General features: G+C 62.0%; 21 protein-coding genes. 15 read left to right on the forward strand and 6 right to left on the reverse strand.

Translation table 11 applies throughout. From position 1 onward, the window contains the following. Window positions 1–54: 54 nt before the first annotated feature. Window positions 55–546 carry a lysozyme gene (locus tag ABJ363_11665; protein MEP4379649.1) on the reverse strand — a complete coding sequence of 164 codons (492 nt, stop codon included), beginning with the start codon at window positions 544–546 and terminating at the stop codon, window positions 55–57. Beyond that, entirely contained in the window at window positions 543–1,085 is a 543-nt protein-coding gene (locus ABJ363_11670; protein MEP4379650.1) for a hypothetical protein, read from the reverse strand. The genes ABJ363_11665 and ABJ363_11670 overlap by 4 nt, the downstream gene beginning before the upstream one ends. Before the next feature lie 269 nt (window positions 1,086–1,354). On the opposite strand from ABJ363_11670, the gene ABJ363_11675 reads away from it, so the two are divergent. Then, on the forward strand, window positions 1,355–2,668 hold the full coding sequence (locus ABJ363_11675) for an MFS transporter (protein MEP4379651.1): 1,314 nt from the start codon (window positions 1,355–1,357) through the stop codon (window positions 2,666–2,668). 18 nt (window positions 2,669–2,686) lie between these two features. On the opposite strand, the gene ABJ363_11680 is transcribed toward ABJ363_11675, so the two are convergent. Further along, entirely contained in the window at window positions 2,687–3,112 is a 426-nt protein-coding gene (locus tag ABJ363_11680) for a RidA family protein (protein ID MEP4379652.1), read from the reverse strand. A gap of 138 nt (window positions 3,113–3,250) precedes the next feature. On the opposite strand from ABJ363_11680, the gene ABJ363_11685 reads away from it, so the two are divergent. The 8 genes from ABJ363_11685 (at window position 3,251) to ABJ363_11720 (ending at window position 12,426) form a co-directional block, all read left to right on the forward strand. After that, a complete protein-coding gene (locus tag ABJ363_11685) occupies window positions 3,251–4,768 on the forward strand; it encodes an AMP-binding protein (protein ID MEP4379653.1) in 1,518 nt (505 codons plus the stop codon). Window positions 4,769–4,811: 43 nt separating this feature from the next. Further along, window positions 4,812–5,990 (forward strand): enolase C-terminal domain-like protein, encoded by a 1,179-nt coding sequence (locus tag ABJ363_11690; GenBank protein MEP4379654.1) that lies wholly within the window; start codon window positions 4,812–4,814, stop codon window positions 5,988–5,990. A gap of 71 nt (window positions 5,991–6,061) precedes the next feature. Next, the gene (locus tag ABJ363_11695) at window positions 6,062–7,249 is read left to right on the forward strand and encodes a prolyl oligopeptidase family serine peptidase (protein MEP4379655.1); all 1,188 of its coding nucleotides are present in this window, start codon (window positions 6,062–6,064) and stop codon (window positions 7,247–7,249) included. Between the two features lie 79 nt (window positions 7,250–7,328). Beyond that, entirely contained in the window at window positions 7,329–8,045 is a 717-nt protein-coding gene (locus ABJ363_11700; protein ID MEP4379656.1) for a TetR/AcrR family transcriptional regulator, read from the forward strand. 42 nt (window positions 8,046–8,087) lie between these two features. Continuing rightward, window positions 8,088–9,050 (forward strand): cyclase family protein, encoded by a 963-nt coding sequence (locus tag ABJ363_11705; GenBank protein MEP4379657.1) that lies wholly within the window; start codon window positions 8,088–8,090, stop codon window positions 9,048–9,050. A 179-nt stretch (window positions 9,051–9,229) separates the two neighbouring features. Continuing rightward, complete coding sequence (dctP, locus tag ABJ363_11710) at window positions 9,230–10,423, forward strand: TRAP transporter substrate-binding protein DctP (GenBank protein ID MEP4379658.1); 1,194 nt, start codon at window positions 9,230–9,232, stop codon at window positions 10,421–10,423. A 59-nt stretch (window positions 10,424–10,482) separates the two neighbouring features. Further along, entirely contained in the window at window positions 10,483–11,004 is a 522-nt protein-coding gene (locus tag ABJ363_11715) for a TRAP transporter small permease (GenBank protein MEP4379659.1), read from the forward strand. 3 nt (window positions 11,005–11,007) lie between these two features. Continuing rightward, complete coding sequence (locus ABJ363_11720) at window positions 11,008–12,426, forward strand: TRAP transporter large permease (protein ID MEP4379660.1); 1,419 nt, start codon at window positions 11,008–11,010, stop codon at window positions 12,424–12,426. A 28-nt stretch (window positions 12,427–12,454) separates the two neighbouring features. On the opposite strand, the gene ABJ363_11725 is transcribed toward ABJ363_11720, so the two are convergent. After that, a complete protein-coding gene (locus ABJ363_11725) occupies window positions 12,455–13,057 on the reverse strand; it encodes a response regulator (protein MEP4379661.1) in 603 nt (200 codons plus the stop codon). Between the two features lie 155 nt (window positions 13,058–13,212). On the opposite strand from ABJ363_11725, the gene arsC reads away from it, so the two are divergent. The 3 genes from arsC (at window position 13,213) to ABJ363_11740 (ending at window position 15,839) form a co-directional block, all read left to right on the forward strand. After that, the gene (gene arsC, locus ABJ363_11730) at window positions 13,213–13,566 is read left to right on the forward strand and encodes an arsenate reductase (glutaredoxin) (protein ID MEP4379662.1); all 354 of its coding nucleotides are present in this window, start codon (window positions 13,213–13,215) and stop codon (window positions 13,564–13,566) included. A 96-nt stretch (window positions 13,567–13,662) separates the two neighbouring features. Further along, window positions 13,663–14,637 carry a 2-dehydropantoate 2-reductase gene (locus tag ABJ363_11735; GenBank protein ID MEP4379663.1) on the forward strand — a complete coding sequence of 325 codons (975 nt, stop codon included), beginning with the start codon at window positions 13,663–13,665 and terminating at the stop codon, window positions 14,635–14,637. 8 nt (window positions 14,638–14,645) lie between these two features. After that, a complete protein-coding gene (locus tag ABJ363_11740) occupies window positions 14,646–15,839 on the forward strand; it encodes a multidrug effflux MFS transporter (protein MEP4379664.1) in 1,194 nt (397 codons plus the stop codon). Between the two features lie 21 nt (window positions 15,840–15,860). Here the strand turns inward: ABJ363_11740 and ABJ363_11745 are convergent, their stop codons facing one another. Beyond that, window positions 15,861–16,289 carry a heme-binding protein gene (locus ABJ363_11745; GenBank protein MEP4379665.1) on the reverse strand — a complete coding sequence of 143 codons (429 nt, stop codon included), beginning with the start codon at window positions 16,287–16,289 and terminating at the stop codon, window positions 15,861–15,863. 107 nt (window positions 16,290–16,396) lie between these two features. Beyond that, window positions 16,397–17,434, reverse strand: a complete 1,038-nt coding sequence (locus tag ABJ363_11750; protein MEP4379666.1) for a 2OG-Fe(II) oxygenase family protein — start codon at window positions 17,432–17,434, stop codon at window positions 16,397–16,399. 155 nt (window positions 17,435–17,589) lie between these two features. Between ABJ363_11750 and ABJ363_11755 the strand changes: the two genes are divergently transcribed. The 3 genes from ABJ363_11755 to ABJ363_11765 all read left to right on the forward strand — a co-directional run bounded on the left by ABJ363_11755 (window position 17,590) and on the right by ABJ363_11765 (window position 20,457). After that, window positions 17,590–18,534 (forward strand): NAD(P)-dependent oxidoreductase, encoded by a 945-nt coding sequence (locus ABJ363_11755; protein ID MEP4379667.1) that lies wholly within the window; start codon window positions 17,590–17,592, stop codon window positions 18,532–18,534. 20 nt (window positions 18,535–18,554) lie between these two features. Continuing rightward, entirely contained in the window at window positions 18,555–19,430 is an 876-nt protein-coding gene (locus ABJ363_11760) for an alpha/beta hydrolase (protein MEP4379668.1), read from the forward strand. Window positions 19,431–19,524: 94 nt separating this feature from the next. Continuing rightward, window positions 19,525–20,457 (forward strand): glycosyltransferase, encoded by a 933-nt coding sequence (locus tag ABJ363_11765; GenBank protein ID MEP4379669.1) that lies wholly within the window; start codon window positions 19,525–19,527, stop codon window positions 20,455–20,457. Window positions 20,458–20,459: the final 2 nt, after the last annotated feature.

The following is a 20,459-nucleotide window of genomic DNA, read 5'->3' on the forward strand; positions in this document are numbered from 1 at the left end:
GTAGCAAATGCGGAATCACGAGTCCCGGCGAAAAAGCGCAATCCGAAATGCGGCCTAGCCGGCCATCCAGAGCTGCGCCTCGGCCTCCCGGCGGCGCACCAGCCCGGCAAGTTTGCGTCCGCGCGCAAACACCCAGCGGCGAAACTGCGCCGGCGCATCCGCATATTCGCCCCTGTTGATGACCTTGCGCAGGGTCGACGCCATGAGATTTCCCGACCCGCAATTGAAGGCAAAATCGATCAGCGCGGCCTCCTGCTCGACGGAGAGCGGCACGTCGATCAGTCGATCGACCGACGCCGCGGCCCGCAACATGTCCTTCATCAGCAATTCCAGCGCCGCGTCGCGATCGGGCAACGCCGCCCATTGCGTCAGGTCCGCGCCGGGTTCGCGTGAGAGCAGATGCCCATATCCGATGGTCGGATATCCGACGGGATCATGATACGGCTCGAGGATCAGGCCCTCGAAATCCTCCGCCAGCAACGCCGCTTCTTCAAGCGCGGGGTTGATGCGGGCATCGCCGAAGATGTCAGGCTGCGGGTCGCTCATACGTTATTGTTCGCGCGCCGCCGCACACGGTCACCGAACCAGAAACCGAGGATGACGAACAGCACATCCTGATCAAACTGTGTATAGAAGCCATTCGTGGTGAAGACCTCGAGCGCGCGCGCCGTCACGGAATCCGCGCTGTCCGTGGTCCCGAAAATCAGGCTGAACTGACCGGCCTTGTGCAGTCCGTACAGGCCGAACACCCAGTAGGACACGGTCGGGCGCACCGCCGAAATCAGCCAGTCCAGAACGGCGAACAGCATGAAGGCCAGGTTGAACGACCAGCGCCAGACATGATCCTGATTGGCCGCCGCTTCGAGCAGTTTCACGCCATAGGATTGATGAGGGCGTCGCGCGGATCGCCGGTCGGCGAGTGCCGATTCAACCTCGATCTGCTCGAGCCGGTAGGCGTGCTCCTTTTCCGCCAACTCGCCCTGCAGGCGCAGCATCTGCATTTCCTGCTTGTGGTCCAGCCACTGTTTGCCGAAGCCGAGCACGTCCGGCAGGAAAGGCGCGAGAAAACCCAATATGGCCAGCATTCGATCCCCCAATCGACATTCGCAGCCCCCACAACAGGCGGAAGGCGGCGCATATTCACGAACACGTTTAACGAATGAAAAGGCTGATTGTTTCTATCTCCGGCAGAGACTAATCGACCCAAAAGCGACCGTAAAGGGCGACGCGCAACCCGCCACACCCGACCCGGCCTGTCCGAAACATGTCCAAGTTAGGCATATTCCGACCGTGACAAAAGACGTACAAGTAGCGCCCTGCCCGCCGCCGTCCTCAACCCTTTCTCCCGTTGCTCATGTCCGTATCCGATCCCACACCGCCCGCCCCGCGCAGTGAACTCACCGGCGCGCGCGCCTTCCGGCACCGTGATTTCCGCTACTTCTGGGCCACACGCGTATCGGGCATTCTGGCGACGGAGATGCTGGTCACGACGGTCGGCTGGCAGGTCTACCGCCTGACATCCAGCGAGCTGAATCTGGGCCTGATCGGCTTCGCCCAGTTCGCCCCCTTCGCACTTCTGTTTCTGGTCTCGGGTGTGGCCGCCGACCGGTTGCCGCGCATGCGGATCATTTTCGCCTGCGTGGCGCTGCAGACCGTCTGTGCCGCGGCACTGCTGTGGGGCACATGGTCGGGCGCCATCGACTTCGGGGTGATTCTGGCGATTCTGGTCCTGTTCGGCGTGGCGCGCGCCTTCCAGGCCCCCGCGCAGATGGCGATCGTGCCCAACCTGGTCCCGAAAGAAGACCTCGCCAACGCCATCGCCTGGTCGGCGACCGGGTTCCAGATGGCGCGGATAATCGGCCCCACCATCTCGGGGCTGCTCATCGCATTCGGCGCCGCACGCGGGCAGGACGAGTTCTTCGTCTACGTACTCGCCGTCGGCGTGTTCGTGCTGGCGACGATGCTTGCCGGGATGGTGCGCAAGCCGGTGCAGATCGTCAGTTCGGCCCCGATCACCATCGGCAACATTCTCGGCGGGTTCAAATTCATCGCCTCGCGACAGGTGATCTTCGGGGCCATCGGTCTCGACCTGTTCGCCGTGCTGTTCGGCGGCGCCATCGCCCTGTTGCCGGTCTACGCCAAGGATATTCTCGACGTGGGCGCGGACGGGTTCGGGCTGCTGCGCTCTGCCTTCACCCTCGGCTCCTTCGTCGGCGCGCTCTACATGACCCAAAATCCGGTGACCCGGCGTGCCGGCGTGAAGCTCCTGTCTGCCGTGGGAGTATTCGGGATCGGCGTGATCGTGTTCGGCGTCTCGGAGATCTTCTGGCTTTCGGCGGCCGCGCTGATCGTCATGGGGCTGGCCGATTCCGTCAGCGTGTTCGTCCGGCAGAACCTGGTGCAGATCATCACGCCCGACGAGATGCGCGGCCGGGTGAGCGCGGTGACGGCGGTGTTCATCGGCGCATCCAATGAACTCGGCGAATTCGAATCCGGTGTGACGGCCCACTGGTGGGGCACCGTGCCCGCCGTCGTGGTCGGCGGCGCGGCCACGGTGACGGTTGCGGTCAGCTTCGCCTGGCTGTTCCCCAAGCTGCGCCAGGTGGACTCGCTCGAACCGGATGAGCTGATCGCAAAGTATCGCGACGCGCCGCCGCGCCGGGGGTAGCAGGCGGGATTGCTAGTCCTAATCAATCACCGCGATTGCGTTGACCTCAATGATGCAGCGCGGGTCGGTGGCGAGGCGCACGATCTGCACCGTCGTGGTGGCCGGCTTGGCATCCACAAAATATTCCGCCCAGACTTTGTTGAGGATGTCCTGGTCCTCCATGTCGGTCAGGAACCGGTCGGCGGTGACGATGTCGTCGAAGGTGGCACCCACCGCGTCGAGGCCCTTCTTCAGATTCTCCAGCACCGCGCGGGCCTGCCCGTCCATGTCGTCGGGCATGTCGGCGAACTCTTCGGGCACATGGGGATGGCTGTGATAGACCGGTGCCGCCGTCACACCCGCCAGATAAACAGTCGTCCCGCCCGCCACCTTGATCGCCGGCGCGTAAGGCATCCAGATGTCCGGCGCATCGGGCCAGTGACAATGTTCGATCTTCTTCGCCATGCTTTCCTCCCAGAATGTGAGACCGCCTGCCCCGTTCCGGTTTGCGGATGGAGCACCAATCACTAGGCTGCCATGCTACGCAACGGACCGCGTTTGTGGATAGCCGTTTCAGCCTGACGCTTTTTTGGAACTTCTCCGATGCTGCCCATCGACACACTTTATCGCGGCCGACAGATCAATCCCGACGGGGTCGCGCTCGAAGACGACACGACCCAACTCACTTATCGCGAGCTGGTCGCGCGGGTCGAGGCGCTCGCCGCCGCGCTGCAGGAGCGCCTGCCTGCGCCACAGGCCAGGGTCGGCGCGTGCGGATTCAACAATTTGCAGCATGTGATTGCGATCCTCGCGACCCATCTGGCCGGGCATATCTGGGTGGCCGTCAATCCGCGCTCGGGCAAGGCGGAGAACACCGCCCTGATGGACCTCGTCGCGCCGGACCTTATGATCGCCGATGACGCCGCGCGCGACGCGTTCGACATCGGCGATACGCCATTCGTCGTCGCCGGACCGGACGGCCGGTCCCATGCCGACGATACCGTCGACGGCCTGATCGAGGCGTATCGCGGCAAGCGGCCCGAACGTCATCTGCTGGACCCGAACACGGATTTGCAGGCGATCAAGTTCACCGGCGGTTCGACCGGCCTGCCCAAGGCCGTGATGCAGCCCTACCGCACGGGAACGACGTTGATCGGCACCGTTCTGTCGGTGTTTGGCGTGAACGCCAACGACATCCAGGTGGCGGCAGCCCCCGTGAGCCACGCGGCGTTCATCCTGATGCTGCCGATCTTCGCCGTGGGCGGGCGCAACATCGTACTGCCCTCGCCGGACCCGGACCGCATCCTGCATGCCTTCGAACATCGCGGCGTCAGCACGATCTTCATGCCGCCGACGATGATCTACAAGACGATGGCCGAGCCGAATATCGCGATGCGCAACTTCCCGAATTTGCGCCACCTGATCTACGGCGCCGCCCCCATGCCGCCGGAAAAGGTGCACGAAGCCCAGCAGGTGTTTCCACACGCGCTCGAGACCTTGTACGGCCAGACCGAGGCCTCCTCGGTCTGTACGACCATGACGGCGGCCGAACTGGAGATGGACGCGAACAACGGCTCGGTCGGGCGCGCGACACCTTTGATGCGGGTCGAGATCATGGACACCGAAGGCAACATCCTGCCGCCGGGCGAGACCGGCGAGGTCGTCGTGCGCGGCGGCCTGACAATGACCGGCTATTACAAGAACCCCGAGGCCACCGCGGCAGCGTTTCGCGATGGCTGGCTCTTGACCGGCGACGGCGGGCTGATCGATGAGCGCGGCTACCTGTTCCTGAAAGACCGTCTTCGCGACGTGATTATCTCGGGCGGCTTCAACGTCTACCCGACAGACGTCGAAGGGGCGCTGGTGCGCCATCCCGATGTCTATGAATGCGTCGTGTTCGGTGCCGCCGACGACCATTGGGGCGAGCGGGTCGAGGCGGCGGTGCAGTTGCGCGAGGGCGCGACGGCCGGCGCCGATGACATCATCGCCCACGCGAAGGACCAGCTCGGCTCGGTAAAGGCCCCCAAGGCCGTGCATCTGGTCGATGACCTGCCACGCAGCGCGGTGGGCAAGGTCCTGCGCCGCGAAATCAAGGAACGGTTTTCCACCCCTTCGAACTAATCCATATTTGGCGTCCGCGCCCGAGCATCGTAAGAAAGCAGCCATGCAAATCACCGACATCCGCGAGACCGCGATCCCCCTGAACTCGAACCTGCGCAATGCGGTGTTCGATTTCAGCCAAATGACCACATCGATTGTCGCCGTAATCACCGACGTGATCCGCGACGGCAAGCCCGTGGTCGGCTATGCCTTCAACTCCACCGGGCGCTATGCCTGCGGCGCACAGATGCGCGCGCGGTTTATCCCGCGCATTCTGGATTCGGACCCCGACAGCCTGATCGACGCGGCGCGCAACAATCTGGACCCGGAAGCGATTCTGGCGGCCATGATGCAAGGCGAGAAGCCGGGCGGACATTCCGACCGCTCGGTCGGCATCGGCACGATCGAGGTCGCGGTCTGGGATGCGATCGCGAAGATCGAGGAGAAACCCGCCTATCAATCGATCGCCGACCGCTACAACCCGGGCGGCGCGAAACCCGACATGTTCGTCTATGTGGGTGGCGGCTGGTATGCGCCGGACAAGGGCATTCCCGAGCTGCTCGACGAAATGCGCGGCTATCTCGACATGGGCTATACCCAACTCAAGATGAAGGTGGGCGGCGCTTCCGTCGCGGAAGACATGGAACGCCTCGAAGCCGTGCTGAAACTCGTCGGCGATGACGGCTGGAACCTGGCCGTGGATGCCAATTGCGGCCTCACGGACGATGGTGCGCGTGCTTACGCGAAGGCGCTGTCGCCCTACAAATTGCGCTGGTACGAGGAGCCGACGGATCCGCTCGACTTCGCGCTCATGGCCGAACTCGCCGACATCTACGAACCGCCGCTGGCAACCGGCGAGAATCTGTTCTCCCAGCAGGACATGCGCAACCTCGTCACGTTTGGCGGCATGCGCCAGAATCACGACGTCCTGCAGATCGATCCGCCGCAAAGCTATGGCGTGGTTGCCGTGGCGCGCACGGTCGAGATGCTGAACAAGTCCGGCTGGGCCGCGGGCAGCTCGGTCATGCCCCATGGCGGCAATCAGATGTCCCTGCACATCGCCGCCGGGCTGGGCATGCTGCTGTGCGAATCCTACCCCAACACCTTCGGGATGTTCTCCGGCTTCGCCGACGATGCGGAAATCATCGATGGCTATCTCAAGCTCGATCCGGACCGCCCGGGGATCGGTTTCGAGGCCCAGGCCGATCTTTACAAGGAAATGTCGGAGCTTTCGTCGGCCTAGAAACGACCCGGATTCGCCGAATCAAACACGGGGCGAGAGACCCCGGTACAATCTCAAGGGAGTGCCACGCCATGATGTTCGAATATTTCCCCGACAATTACCCTTGGTCGATGGCCGCCGTGATGGCGATCAATGCCGGCGCGGTGCTTTCGGAAGTTCACGAAGCGCTCGACCCGCTCAAACCGGTGGCCGCGGCGAATGATGATGACGCGAATGATGCGTGGCATGCCCGCTGGATGATGCTCGGCGAACGCAGCGAGCGGCTCGCCAACGAAGACGACGCGGCCGGACGGCGTCTCAGTGCCAGCGCCAAGTACAAACGCGCAGCGGTCTACTACATGACTGCAGAACGCATGTGTAAGTCCGAAGCGCCGATCCGAATCGAGACCTATGAACGCATGCTCGCGATGTTCCGCAAGGGTGTTGAGCGTGAACAGGGCCCGGCCGAGTGGGTCGAGGTACCGTACGCACATAATGGCGAAGACACGACGCTGCCGGCGCTGTTTTATCCGGCCGACGCCAACGCCGTGACCGGCGACGGACCGCCGCCCTGCATCATCCATTTCGACGGCCTCGATGTGATGAAGGAGTTTCTCTATCTGGCCGGCGTTGCGCGGGCCTATGCCGCGCGCGGCATCTCGACCCTGATGATCGACCATCCCGGCGTCGGCGAGGCGCTGCGCCTGCGCGGGCTGAAGCTGTTCCCCGAAACCGAAATCCCGGCCGGGGCGGCCATGGACTATCTCGAGGCGCGCGATGACGTGGATTCGGACCGGGTCGGCATGGCCGGCATCAGCCTGGGCGGCTACTACGTGCCGCGCGCGGCGGGCTTCGAACATCGCCTGAAATGCGCCATCGCCTGGGGCGGCATCAACGACTACGGCAAGATCACCCGCGGCCGCCTGGACGGCACTGGCACCAAATTGTCCGTGTCACACTGGGAAGAACATATGAACTGGGTGTTCGGCACGAACTCGGCCGAGGAAATCCTCGAGGTCGTCGACCGCATGAACCTGGAAGAGGCCGTCCCGAACATCCAATGCCCACTGCTGGTGGTGCATGGCGAGGGGGACCGCCAAATTCCGCTGGAAATGGCCCAGAAGACGATCCGCGAAGCGGTCAAGAGCCCGCGCGCGGAACTCAAGGTCTTCACGCCCGACGACGGCGGCATCGAACATTGCCAGGTCGACCACGGTGCACTGGCGGTCGAGTACATGGCCGACTGGGCCGCAGACGTGCTGGGTTCGGACAGGCGGTAATCCGGCGCATTTGACTCAATCAAACGCTTGATTGAATATCTTTCCTGATCGTCCGGTCAACGGACGGCAGGGAGGAACAGTGACAGCACTTCCACTGGAAGATGCTGGTGTCGCCCCGGAGCCTCGGGGCGAGGCCACGCGCCAACGGATACTCGACGCCGCCGAGCGTCTGTTTTCCGAACGTGGCATCAATGGCGTGTCCCTGCGGGCCATTACCGCGGCGGCCGGCGCCAACTCGGCTGCCGCCAACTATCACTTCGGTTCCAAGAAAGGCTTGCTGCACGCGGTGTTCGAGCGCCACGCGACAGGCATGGCCGCGGAACGCGCGACATTGCTCGCGGATTGCCGCACCGCACCGGGTCGCCCGCCGCTGGTCGAGCAGATCATTTCGGCATTTCTCGAACCGGGCATGCGCGGCGAACATGGCGGCACGACATTCGCGCTGCTGCGCGGGCGCATGCTGGCCGAGAACAGCGAGCAGACCCGCGAACTCTACGCACTCCACCTCAATGATTCGACCGGACGGTTCCTAGAGGCCCTCGGTGAAGCCATGCCCGCGTTGCCGGCGCATGATCTGCACTGGCGCTTCCACATGATGCTGGGCGCGATGGTCTACACCCTCGCGAATCCGGGTCGCATACAAATACTGACCGAGAATGCGTGTGATCCCTCGGACCCCGATCAGGCTCTCGACTACCTCGTCCCGATGCTCGCCCAAATGTTTTGCAGTCCACCGATCGCCCGTACGGCGAAGCCGGTGGAAATGCTGCGAACTGTCAAATCTTCCAAACGATAAGCCAGAAGGAAAAAAACGACGATGGCCAATCCCAATAGCGATATGCGCGTGACGCACGAAGTCCTCGCTGAATATGCCGAGAAGTACAAGAACTGGGGCAAATGGGGACCCGACGACGAGATCGGTACGCTCAATTACACCACGCAGGACGACGTTGTAGGCGCGGCCCAGCTGGTCAAGAAGGGCAAGGTCATGTCCATGGGCCTGAACTTCGACCAGTTCGGTCCGCAGGGCGCCAAGACCCCCTATCCCGCCATGGGGCGCTTCAACCCGATCCACATGATGACCCGCACGGGCACCGATGCCTGGGCAGGGACACTCGACAGCCGCGGCATCCGCGGTGCGGATGATCTCGTCATGATGCCGCTCCAGTGCGGCACCCAGTGGGATGGCCTCGGTCATGTCTTTTATTGGGACCATATGTGGAACGGCTACGAATGCCGTGAAGTCACATCCGCCGGTGCCCAGAAGGCGGGCATCGAGAAGACCAAGGACAAGATGACCGGTCGCGGCGTGTTTCTCGATATCCCCCGCGTCAAGGGCGTCGAATATCTGGAAGACGGTTATCCGATCACATGCGAGGATCTCGACGAAGCCTGTGAAGAACAGGGCGTAGAAGTGCGCAAGGGCGACTATGTGGTGCTGCGCACGGGCATGATGGAGCGCTGCCTGGAAGACGGCAGCTGGGACGGATATGCCGGCGGCGACGCCGCGGGCATGGCCTTCGAGACCCTCGACTGGATCTACAACAAGGAAATCGCCGGTTACGCGTCCGACACCTGGGGCAACGAAGTGCGCCCGTGCGAGACCGACGAAAACATCAATCAGCCCTGGCACTGGATCGCGATTCCGATCCTCGGCCTGACGATGGGCGAAATCTTCTACCTCAAGGACATCGCCGACGATTGTGCGGAGGATAAAGTCTACGAGTTCATGTTTGTCGCCCCCGCCCTGCCGATTACGGGTGCGGTCGGATCACCGGTGAATCCGCTGGCGATTAAATAACGGGACGCAACAGTAAATTTATCTGTCCCGAGTCCACCGTATCGGTAGGATGGTCTGCAATAACGGACCAAAAATACCGGTCACGGATGTTTGTGACGGTTGGCCTTGACCCGTTCCAGGGCCAACCGCAGAGTTAACCCAAGAACGGGGGAGCGCTCAACGTCTCTAGGGAGGATCAAATGCGCAAAACACTACTAGCAACCACCAGCCTGGCAATGGGCATGGTGTTGGCCATTGGATCGGCAGCAGCCGGCCCCTTCGGCAGCACCGTCGAAGAAGCCAAGGGAAACTCGCAGGTCGTCCTCGACTGGCTCGACGGCAAGCTCGACAATTACGGCAAGAATGACGTTTCGTATGACGGACCGGTTATCGAGTTCCGTTCGACGAGCCACATTCCCGCCGTTTCAAGTCTCGCCAAACTCCAGATCAAGGGTTTCAATCAGCTCGAGAGTATGTCGGGCGGCAAGATCAAGGTCTCGACCACATGGTCCCAGTCGGTCCACGGTGTGCGTGAAGGCCGCAAGGCGGTCCGCACCGGGCTGTCCGACCAGGCACCATGCTTCTCACTCTATACCGCGCGCGACTACAATGTGGTTGGCGGACTGGGACTGCCGTTCCTGTTCAACAACTCGCATGAAGCGGTGGCCACGGCCGAGCATCTCTATCCGAAGTATCTGAAGGAGGAGTTCGAGCGGTTCAAGGTCAAGATCATGCGCGAGGCCCATACCGGCCCGTACCATCTGTACAACAACAAGCCGGTCCGCACGCTCGAAGATGTCCAGGGCATGAAGGTTCGCGCCGGTGGCGGCACCCATGCCCAGATCATCGGGGCGCTGGGTGCAACCCAGGTGTCCATGCCGGGTGCTTCGGCCTACACGGCCGTTCAGCGCGGCACACTCGACGCGATCCACTTCAACGACGCCGCGGCACTGATCTTCAAGCTCCACGAAGTCACGAAGTTCCGTACCGAGAACGGCTTCAACGTGCTGACGATCGAGTACTGCATGTCCGGTGACTGGTTCGACGACCTGCCGGCCGACCTGCAGGTTGTCGTTAACAACTGGGGTCGCCAGATGGCGATCGCCGAGGCCGTCGGCTTCTATGACTATGGCGGACTGGTCAACGTCGCCAAAATGGAGTCGGAAGGCCTTGAGAGCCTCAACATGGGTGCAGCTGAACTCGACAAGTGGAAAGCCGCCGTCGCGGGTGTCGAGTCAGCCTGGGTTGCGGATGCCGAGAAGAAGGGCGTTCCGGCCAAGGCCATGATGGCTGATATTCGGGTAGGCGCGGCGAAATACGCCAAGATGTCTCCGAACGAAGTCATGCTCGACGCGATCAACAATCCCGTCCAGGGCATGTACGACATGAAGTAACGGAGGTTTCGTCCGGTCGGCGCACACGCCGGCCGGACACCTTCTGAAAGGCTCCAAAGATGGAAAAAGTCGAAAAAGCATTTCTGTTCATATCCAGAAACCTCGACAAGATCGGCGGGTTGATCGTTCTGCCCGCGATTTCCACAATCGTCATTGTCGATGTGTTCAAACGCTATGCGCTGAATGACCCCTGGATCTGGAGCCTTGAATTCAACGAGTGGATGCTACTGTTAATTTTTGCATTCGCGATCCCCGAGTGCACACGTCAGAACGGCCATGTGCGCATGGAATTGCTGATCTCGAACCTGCCCAAACGCAGCCAGGAGGCGATGGATGTCGTCTATATCCTGTGCGCGATTTCTCTTTTCTATCTCCTTGGCCACCACGCCTGGGAAGAGTTCCTGTTCGATTACGAACTGGGACGCATCACCGAGTTCGTCCGGCTGCCCATATGGGGCCATCATCTGGCGATTTTCGGAATGTGCGTCATCCTGATCATCTATTACGTATTGCGGCTTGTCGCCACGATCTTCAATTTTGGAGAGTTTACGCGGACCGAATCTGTCGGGCTGGAGGAATAGACGATGAACGCTAAAGCGATAAATTTACCCGCATTGGGGGTGCTGGTTGTCATCCTGCTCGCCGCCGCCCTCTTCAGTGCCACAGGCACACTCGAGGCCCTCAAATCCGTCGACAAGAGCGCCATCGGTCTCATTGCGTTCGCGGCCATGATGCTGCTGATCGTGCTCGGCGTGCCGATCGGTTTCGCGATGCTGGCGACGGCCGTGGCCGGTTTCTTCATCGTCGGGCGATCGAATTTTGCCGAAACACAACTCTCGATCACCTTCATCGAGCAGGGTACAAGCTTCGTTTTCGTCGCGGTGCCCCTCTATTTCATGATGGGCCAGATCGTCCAGCGAACGAACATCGCCTACGATCTGTATGAATGCGTCTATCGTTGGCTGGGGCGCTTGCCCGGCGGCCTGGCGATCTCTTCGGTCGTCGCCTGTGGCGGTTTTGGCGCCGTGTCGGGAGGCAGCGTGACCGCGGTCGCGACCATGGCCCCGATGTGTATTCCCGCCATGCGTCGATACAATTACGACGATTCACTGGCAACAGGCAGCGTGAGTGCTGCCGGTACGCTGGGTATCCTCATTCCGCCAAGCATCATCATGATCGGCTACGGCATCCTGACCGAGACATCGATCGGCGCGCTGTTCATCGCCGGTATCATTCCGGGCATCCTGATGACGATCGGGTATTCGGCAACGATCATGGTCAAATGCATGATCAACCCCGAGCTGGGGCCCGTGGGCGAGAAATACAGCATGGGTGAGAAGGTCCGGTCGCTGACCAAGGTGACGCCGATCTTCCTGACATTCATCATCGTGATCGGCGGTATTTACACCGGTGTCTTCACCCCGACCGAGGCCGCCGGCGTCGGCGTGCTCGCGCTTCTGCTCATTTCCATCGCGATGAAGCGGTTGAACATCACCAACTTCAAGGAATCCCTGCTCAAGTCCATGCACACCTCGGCGATGATCTTCGTGATCATCATCGGCGGTCACATGATGGGCAAGTTTGTGGTCCTCACCGGGTTGACCACCGGCGTCGTCGACTGGATCACGGCGGCCCAGTTCTCGCCGCTGATGGTCATGCTGATGATCAGCCTGCTGTTCATCGTACTGGGGATGGTGCTGGACGTCTGGGGCATGCTGATCCTGACCATTCCGTTCACCATGCCGATCATTCTGGACCTGGGCTACAGCCCGGTCTGGTATGGCGTGTATGCGGTGATCATGGCCGAGCTGGCGCTGATTACACCGCCGGTTGGGATCAATGTCTATGTGATGGCAAAGATGGCACCCGACGTGCCGTTGATGAAGATATTCAAGGGTGTTGCACCCTACTTCATCTTCACACTGTTCCTGGTCATGCTGATCACGCTGTTTCCGGAGATCGTGCTGTGGCTGCCGCGAACAGCGGGCATGGGCGTCTTCTAGGCGGGACAGGCGTCAGGAAAGTTCACGCTTAGCGAAGCGCGCGGCGTTTCGGGTCCGGGGCATTCTCCGGGCCCGGCTCTGCATGCGCCGGGACGGGTGCGGTCAGCCGGGGTAGCGGTGTCACCGTTGGTGACGGCGCATCAGAACCCCGCATGTCGTCTTCAACCGGGACCTGCCGGCGGCGACGATCCGGACCGGTGAACGATTGTGTCCGGACAAATGGCCGCGGATTTGTCAGCAGACTGTTCAGGCGCGCACCCACGCCCTTGACCGTGACCGGCTTGGCCAGGAATTCCGTCACACCGGCGTCACGCGCGGCTTCCACATGTTGCTTTTCCGAATAGCCGGTGATCATGAGAACGGGAACCCGGGTCGCCGGGTGGGTCAGATCATCGCGCAGCATGCGGGTGAATTCGAGACCGTTCACCGGTTCCATCATCATATCGGTGATGATCACATCGGGTATCATGAGCTTGCTGTCGTTAAGCGCCGTCACACCATTCCCCGCCTCGCGCACCTGGGCAACTGACAACGCCTCCAGAATGCTGCGCAGCAGGCGTCGCATATGATCATTGTCATCGACAATCATCACCACGAGTTCGGACAAATCACGGCCGTTCAGATTGGTCACAAGCTTCCCCGGTATCAGGCGTCTGGCATCTGGTGAACAGATACGCGTAAAAATAGCCAACAACCGTTAAACTAGGGCTTGTTTGGTTAACAAATGCTTTCGGAAGCCAGATAGTAAAGGCCGGTTTTCCGGCGCACTGAAGGAAGGAAAAAGACATGAGCGACAGTGTCGACATCTATCACAACCCCCGCTGCAGCAAATCACGGGCGACCCTGGAACTCCTGGAATCACGAGGAATCGACGTTTCCGTGATCGAGTATCTGAAAGAGCCGCCGGACGATATCGAGCTTCGCCAGCTGCTCGATCTGCTGGGCATATCCGCACGCGAGCTGCTGCGTACGGGCGAAGCGCCGTACAAGGAACTCAACCTTGCCGACCCGTCGAAAACCGAAGACGAGATCATCGACGCGATACTCAAATTTCCGATCCTGATGGAGCGACCGATCGTAACGACGAGCAGCAAGGCGCGCATCGGCCGTCCCCCGGAAGCCGTGCTGGAAATCCTCTGATCGAACAGCCGACGACGACCGGGCGAACGGCCAGGCTGGTTCGACGATGACCTTGCACACCAACCGCGCAACGTGCGGTTACAGGGGACCGGGTCGGTGAGGGCCTGCATCGTCGGCGCCGGCGCGATCGGCGGCATCATTGCCGCCCGTCTGGCGCGCGCCGGGCATGATGTCTCGGCCATTGCACGCGGCGATCATCTGGACGCAATCCGGGACCGCGGCCTCACCCTGCGTGCGGGCGCCGAAGAATTCACGGTCGAGATAAACGCGGCGTCCAACGCATCCGAGCTTGGGCCACAGGCCTACGTCATCCTGACGGTCAAGGCACCCGCCCTGCCCGGTATCGCCGCATCGCTCACACCCCTGCTTGCACCCGATACGGTCGTTGTGACGGCGATGAACGGTGTGCCCTGGTGGTTTTGCCTCGCGCTCGAAGGACCGCTGGCACGGCGGTCGCTGCACTCCACCGACCCGAACGGCATCCTGGGCGAAACCCTGACGCGAGAACGCGTGCTCGGCTGCGTGGTGCATGCGGGCGCCTCGGTCCCCGAACCGGGTCTGGTGGATCACGCGGCGGGGAATCTCTTCATCGTGGGTGACGCCGGCCGGCTCTTGTCCGCCCCCGCCGTCACGCTGGCCGATGCGTTTACCGACGCGGGGCTCGATGGGCGTAGCTCCGACGACATCCATGGCGAAATCTGGATGAAACTCGTCGGGAATATGGGCATGGGGCCCATTTGTGCCCTGACCGGCGCCACCCTGGCGGGCCTGGCCGGAGATGCCGATGTACGCCCCATCGCGGCGGCGATGATGCAAGAGGCCATGGATGTGGGCGAAGCGCTCGGCCTGCCGATGAACATGAGCGCCGAAGATCGGATCGAACTCGGCGCGGAGCTCGGGGAGTTCAAGCCCTCCATTCTCCAGGATTTGGAGCGCGGCCGGCCGCTTGAGATCGATGCCATGGTCTCCGTCGTCTCGGAGATGGGCGAGATTGCGCGTATCCCAACCCCGACCGTCGATACGGTTCTGGCCCTGCTCCGCGGGCGCGCGCGACGCGCCGGCCTCTACTGATCCCACGCATGGTGCTGCACAAATCTTCGCTCGCGGTGCTGTTCGCGATGATGTTCTCGAGCCAGTTGGCGCTGACGATCTTCCTGCCGGCCGTGCCGGACATCGCGCGCGACCTTGAGACAACGCTCGGCCGGACCCAGCTGATCATCCCGGCTTACCTGATCGCGTTCGCATTCATGCAGCTCATCGTCGGACCGCTTTCCGACCGGTTCGGGAGACGCCCCGTCATCATGGGCGGGGTCGCGCTGTTCATGCTCGCGAGCCTGGCCTGCGCCTTCGCGACGGATATCTGGCAGCTACTGGGCGGGCGCTTTTTCCAGGCGGCGGGGGCGTGTGCGTCCATCGTCGTGGGGCGCGCGACCGTGCGCGACACGAACGACGGCAAGGCGGCGGCCCAGGCGATGTCCTATGTCGCGATCTCGCTGGGCGTCGGGCCCGCCATCGCGCCTCTGATCGGCGCCGAGCTCGTTGAAACCTTCAACTGGCGCGCAACCTTCCTGGTCACGGCACTTGCAAGCGGCCTGTCCCTGCTCGTCGCGATCCCGGTGCTCCGCGAAACGCTGCCGGAACAGGCGCGGGAGCGGATCGATATCTTTCAGCTCGTCCGGGGCTACCTGGCATTGTTCAAGCGCGCCGGGTTCATGGGCTACAGCCTGACCGTTTCATTCCAGAGTTCGACTTTCCAGGTCTTCATGACCGCGGCCCCGATCGTGCTGATCAGCCAGCTCGGGGTCACCCCGAAGCTGTTCGGCCTGTATCTGATGGTGATCCCCCTCGCCTTCATCACCGGAAGCTTCGTGGCCGGACGGCTCGTGCGGTTCCTGCCGGTCGACCTGATCGTCGGGGTGGGATCCACCATGGGGGTCCTCGGCGGCATTCTCCAGGTGAGTTTCGCGCTGTCAGGCCACGCCACCCCGACACATATCGTCGCGGCGATCCTGGTATCCAACTTCGGCACCGGACTGGTGCTTGCCAACTGCTACGCCCAGGCCCTGAACACCGTCCCGCCGTCATTCGCGGGTGCCGCGTCGGCGCTTGGCGGCTTCCTGCATATGGGTGTGGCGTTCGTCATGGCCCTGATCGTGGCCAACCTGCCCCACAACTTGTCGCTGCAGATGGGCATGGCACAGACGGCCACAACCCTCACGAGCCTGACCGTCTTCCTTGTGGTCATCAGGTATTACAGCCGACGGGGGGCTTAACGACCCCGCCGCGCATGGAAATCAGACCTGTGCGGTCAGACCCGCGGCCTCGATACCCGCCACCGCGCAGGTCTCGTCATTGTCCGAGCTGTCGCCCGTCACGCCGACCGCACCGGCAACATTGCCATCCGCATCGCGGATCAACACGCCGCCCGCGACGGGAATGACCCGGCCGCCGGACGCGGCCGCAATCGCGACGCCGAAATGCTCACGGGTCAGGAAATCCGTCTCATTGGCCCGCGAGGACCGGCCGATGGCCAACCCGCCCCAGGCCTTGCCGAAGGCAATCTCGAACCGCATGATTCCGCTCTTGTCCTCACGCTGCATCGATACGAGATGGCCGCCATCGTCGAGGACGACGATGGTCAGCGGGCCGATATCGAGGTCCCGCCCCTTGGCCTGGCCGGCCGCGATGATCTTGTTCGCCTGTTCGAGTGTCACCTTCGCCATGATCTTGCTTCCCAACGGTTTGTTTGTGTTCAGAATGTTGGGCGCAGACTAACTGCCACCCCCGCCGAAAACCAGACCGGGGACGGTGGATATTTCGGCCGGCGAGCCTATCCGGCGGCTTCCGGCTTACGCTTCTGATGGGTGTAGGTGCTGGCCAGATAGTCGGCAAAAAATTTCCCGTATCGGATCGGATCATATTTCGAAGGATTGTCCGCCCCACAGCATCCCGCGACCGGATCGATCACATCGTCGAGGTCGGGATTGAAGAAGAACGCGAGCGAATAGCGGTCTTGCGTGGTCGCGGTCGTCACCCGGTGCGGCGTCGCCACGAAGCGGTCGTTCGACCAGCGCCGCAGCATATTGCCGGAATTGACGATCACCCCCCGGGCCATCGGTGGATGGTCGATCCATTCGCCATCGGGCGTCTTGATCTGCAGCCCCGGCTGGTTGCTCTGGGGCAGCATGGTGATGAAACCGGCATCCGTATGGGAAGAGGCGCCGAACTGATCGTCACGAAGTTCGCCGACCGCGGGATACTTGACCATCCGCACCACGATCGTCGGATCCTTGAAATAGTCGTCAAAGAAATCGTCGGGCATATCCATCGCCCGGGCATAGACCGGCAGCATGCGGTAGCCGAGATCCGACATCATGCCGTGATAGGCCAGTTGGGAGTTCCGGAAACCCGGCGCGTGGCTTTCTTCGGGCCATTGGTTCAGCCCGCGGAAACGTTCACCCGACAGGACCTTGGGATCGTCCGGCGAACGTTCCTGATAGTAGGTCAGGTTCTCCGACGCATCACGCTTCAGGCCCTTCGTACTGTCCACCGCATGGGCTTCGTTGAAAGTAAAATTCATCGGCACATAGCCGATCTGATGCTCGTTCACCCGCAGCGCCATCTTCTCGTCCAGCGGCAGATCATGGAACTGCTGTGCCCCGTCAAATCCGTTCTCGATCACCGACCAGTCGAGCCCGTGGTTGACCCACATCATGAAACCGACCCGCACCAGCGCGTCGCGCACCTGCGCCGCCAGCGCGTCAAGCGCCCCAGCCTCGCCGGCGAGATAGGGGCCGACATCCAGAATGGGAAACTCGTCTCCCGCAGCAACTCGGTAGGGGCGGTCGCTGGACATCGTGGCGGTCATGCTGGAACTCCTGTCGTCGGCATGCGTGGCGATTGGAATGTTCGGCGAGCTTTCCCCAGTCGCCGATGTGCGACAAGATATGAAAATGCTGTGTCTCACCGGCTAAGACTCCCGTCGCCATGGCATGAAGCCGTTTATTCGGTGTGGCAAACCGAATGAACGAAAATTGGACCCTGATCAAAGCGGAAGCGGAGGAAGACGAGATGAGCCGGACGGTTGGTGTTGTGGGACTTGGTGCGATGGGATCCGCCATGGCGATCATGCTGGTCAAGGGGGGCTTCCAGGTCGTCGGCTTCGACCCGCGCGAAGAAGCCCTCGACGAGCTGGAGGAAAACGGCGGTATCCGCGCCGGGAGCCCGCGCGACGTCGCGGAACAGGCCGATGTTGTTATCCTGTCATTGCCGACCGTCGAGGCCTTCCAAAGCGTCCTGCGCGAACAGGGCAGCATCACGTCGAGCGGCAAGGAGGGCCTGGTCCTCATCGACACCTGCACCCTGCCGATCGCGATCAAGGAGGAAGGCGCGCGCATGGCCGAAGCGGCGGGCATGACCCTGATCGACGGCACGGTCAGCGGCAACCGGGACATGATCCTGGCCAAGACCCTCACCGCCTATATGAGCGGCGATGAAGCTGCCTGTAACGCCAATGCCGACGTCCTGTCTGCGTTCACCCGCAAACACAGCTTTGTCGGTGCATTCGGCAATGCGAGCAAGATCAAGTTTGTCATCAACCATCTGGTCTGCGTTCTCACTGCCGCGAATGCCGAAGCCATGGCAATGGCGCTCAAGGCCGGTTTGCAGGCGGATGACGTATTCGATCTGGTGAAAGACAGCGCAGCGAACTCGGTGCTCTGGGAGATACGCGGGCCGATGATGGTCACCGAGGACTACTCCAGCTCGCGCGGGAATTTCGGCATGGCGTCGAAGGACGGCCCGGTCATCGGTGCCTTTGCGCAGGAGATGCATTATCCTGTGCCCTTGTTCCAGACCGCGCTGCAGATGCATCAGGCCGCTGTCGGGATGGGCATGTATGACATCGATACGGCCGCGCTCTGCAAGATGTACGAGACGATCTCGGGCACCGAGCGTGAGACGGGTTGAACACTTCCAGAGGGTTTCAAATGGGCGAAATTGTGTATCTCGACTACGACGCGGACACGCTGTTCGCCGAGTACAACAACCGCGGCAAGGTGGCGGAGTTCGCATCGCTCATTGCCGAGGGTGCCGCGCGCAGCGACAAGCTCCGCGCCGACGCGAAGAACGGGCGGGTCGATCTGGCATATGGCGACGGACCAAGGGACCGGTTCGACCTGTTTCTGCCCGACGTGGTAAACCCGCCGCTCCACGTCTTCATCCATGGCGGGTACTGGCAGTGGAACGACAAGGACGAATATGCGTTTCTGGCCAAACCGTTTCTGGACGCAGGTATCGGCTTCGCAAACCTTGAATATCCCCTCTGCCCCGGCGTTTCCCTCGCGGAACTCGTCGACCATGTCCGCGCGGGTATTGCGCATATCTGGAAGCAAGGCCCCGACCTCGGCTATGACCGGGACCGGATTCAGGTCAGCGGGCATTCCGCCGGCGGACATCTCACCGGCGTGGTTCTGACAACGGACTGGACCGCGTTCGACGATAGCCTCCCGAACGATGTCGTGAAGAGTGCCATGCCGATCAGCGGTGTTTTCGACATCGAACCGCTCCGGCACACGCCAATCGGCGACCCGCTGGGACTCGACGCGGTGAGCGCCGCCGCACTCAGCCCGATGTTTGCACTCCCCCGAACCGGGGCCAAAACGGTGGTGGCACTCGGTTCCCATGAAGGGCGCGAGTTCCACCGCCAGGCCGAAGCCTTTGCCACACACTGCCGCAGTCACGGCACCCATGTCAGAATCGCCAGCATCCACGGCAGCAACCATTTCAGCGTGCTCGAATCTTTGTTCGACAGCGATGGTCAACTGTTCGGTCTGGCACGGGAAATGCTGCTGGGAGACGCCTGACACCTCTTGTGGCGACGCGACCGCCGGGGCCAATATCCCGATCCATCTTCACCGCAGAAAACTGGCGCCGGGCGTGACTCCCACAACCGAGAATATGAGGACGACACACACCGATCCGTGGCGACGGGTCTCGGTTGTGGCGGTAACCCATCACAGCCGCGCGGTCATCGAAAATTGCCTGGCCGGCATTGGCGACGATGCCGAAGTGGTCGTTATCGACAACGCCAGCGACGATGGGACGCCGGACCTCGTGCGGCGGCTGGTACCCCATGCGGATATCCAGGAAAATGCGATCGGCGTGGGCTACGGCGCGGGCGCCAACCAGGGCCTCGCGAAGGTAACGCGTGAGTTTGCGCTTCTGGCTAATCCCGATTCCCGGGTCGATACGATCGCGCTGGAACGGCTGCTTGCCGCCGCCGACGCGTATCCGGACGCCGCCCTGCTCGCACCCTGTGTGCTCGACGACGCTGGCGCATATGAGCCGGCGCACGATGCCGAACTTTTCCGGCGCCACCTGTTGCCGGCACGGGCCGGCGAAACGCCACCCGATGGCCCCTGTTGTGCGGAATATCTCTCCGGCGCGGTGGTTCTGCTTCGCATGGCGTCATTTCGGGACATCGGGCCGTTCGACGACGCGATCTTTCTGTACTACGAAGACGATGATTTCTGCATGCGCATACGCCGCAAGGGCTTCAGTGCCATTCTGGTGCCCGATGCCATGGTCAACCATGGCGGTGGCGGGTCGGTCCGACCGAGCGCGCATTACCGTTGGGAAAAATACTGGCACATGGCCTGGTCTCGGCTTTATCTCGAACAAAAATATCATGGCCGCGTCGCCTGCGCCGCGATCGCCTGGCCCAACCTGCTGCGTTACACCTTGAAAGCAATCGGGAATGGTCTGACCCTGCGCCGCGCACAGGCATGGCGAGACGTGGCCCGGCTGTTCGGGACGGTCGGATATTTGCTTCACATCCCGGCATCCCGGACGGTGGCGCGCGCCAGACCCCAACAAACCGGCATAGAGTGACG

The sequence above is a fragment of the Alphaproteobacteria bacterium genome (assembly GCA_039980135.1).
In the GTDB taxonomy this organism is placed as follows: Bacteria; Pseudomonadota; Alphaproteobacteria; order UBA6615; family UBA6615; genus UBA8079.

What these genes read in the sequence shown, in the direction of transcription:
- ABJ363_11665 (MEP4379649.1), bottom strand. Translation starts at nt 546, where the DNA reads ATGAGCGACCCGCAGCCTGACATCTTCGGCGATGCCCGCATCAACCCC.
- ABJ363_11670 (MEP4379650.1), bottom strand. Translation starts at nt 1,085, where the DNA reads ATGCTGGCCATATTGGGTTTTCTCGCGCCTTTCCTGCCGGACGTGCTC.
- ABJ363_11675 (MEP4379651.1), top strand. Translation starts at nt 1,355, where the DNA reads ATGTCCGTATCCGATCCCACACCGCCCGCCCCGCGCAGTGAACTCACC.
- ABJ363_11680 (MEP4379652.1), bottom strand. Translation starts at nt 3,112, where the DNA reads ATGGCGAAGAAGATCGAACATTGTCACTGGCCCGATGCGCCGGACATC.
- ABJ363_11685 (MEP4379653.1), top strand. Translation starts at nt 3,251, where the DNA reads ATGCTGCCCATCGACACACTTTATCGCGGCCGACAGATCAATCCCGAC.
- ABJ363_11690 (MEP4379654.1), top strand. Translation starts at nt 4,812, where the DNA reads ATGCAAATCACCGACATCCGCGAGACCGCGATCCCCCTGAACTCGAAC.
- ABJ363_11695 (MEP4379655.1), top strand. Translation starts at nt 6,062, where the DNA reads ATGATGTTCGAATATTTCCCCGACAATTACCCTTGGTCGATGGCCGCC.
- ABJ363_11705 (MEP4379657.1), top strand. Translation starts at nt 8,088, where the DNA reads ATGCGCGTGACGCACGAAGTCCTCGCTGAATATGCCGAGAAGTACAAG.
- dctP (MEP4379658.1), top strand. Translation starts at nt 9,230, where the DNA reads ATGCGCAAAACACTACTAGCAACCACCAGCCTGGCAATGGGCATGGTG.
- ABJ363_11715 (MEP4379659.1), top strand. Translation starts at nt 10,483, where the DNA reads ATGGAAAAAGTCGAAAAAGCATTTCTGTTCATATCCAGAAACCTCGAC.
- ABJ363_11720 (MEP4379660.1), top strand. Translation starts at nt 11,008, where the DNA reads ATGAACGCTAAAGCGATAAATTTACCCGCATTGGGGGTGCTGGTTGTC.
- arsC (MEP4379662.1), top strand. Translation starts at nt 13,213, where the DNA reads ATGAGCGACAGTGTCGACATCTATCACAACCCCCGCTGCAGCAAATCA.
- ABJ363_11740 (MEP4379664.1), top strand. Translation starts at nt 14,646, where the DNA reads ATGGTGCTGCACAAATCTTCGCTCGCGGTGCTGTTCGCGATGATGTTC.
- ABJ363_11745 (MEP4379665.1), bottom strand. Translation starts at nt 16,289, where the DNA reads ATGGCGAAGGTGACACTCGAACAGGCGAACAAGATCATCGCGGCCGGC.
- ABJ363_11750 (MEP4379666.1), bottom strand. Translation starts at nt 17,434, where the DNA reads ATGACCGCCACGATGTCCAGCGACCGCCCCTACCGAGTTGCTGCGGGA.
- ABJ363_11755 (MEP4379667.1), top strand. Translation starts at nt 17,590, where the DNA reads ATGAACGAAAATTGGACCCTGATCAAAGCGGAAGCGGAGGAAGACGAG.
- ABJ363_11760 (MEP4379668.1), top strand. Translation starts at nt 18,555, where the DNA reads ATGGGCGAAATTGTGTATCTCGACTACGACGCGGACACGCTGTTCGCC.
- ABJ363_11765 (MEP4379669.1), top strand. Translation starts at nt 19,525, where the DNA reads ATGAGGACGACACACACCGATCCGTGGCGACGGGTCTCGGTTGTGGCG.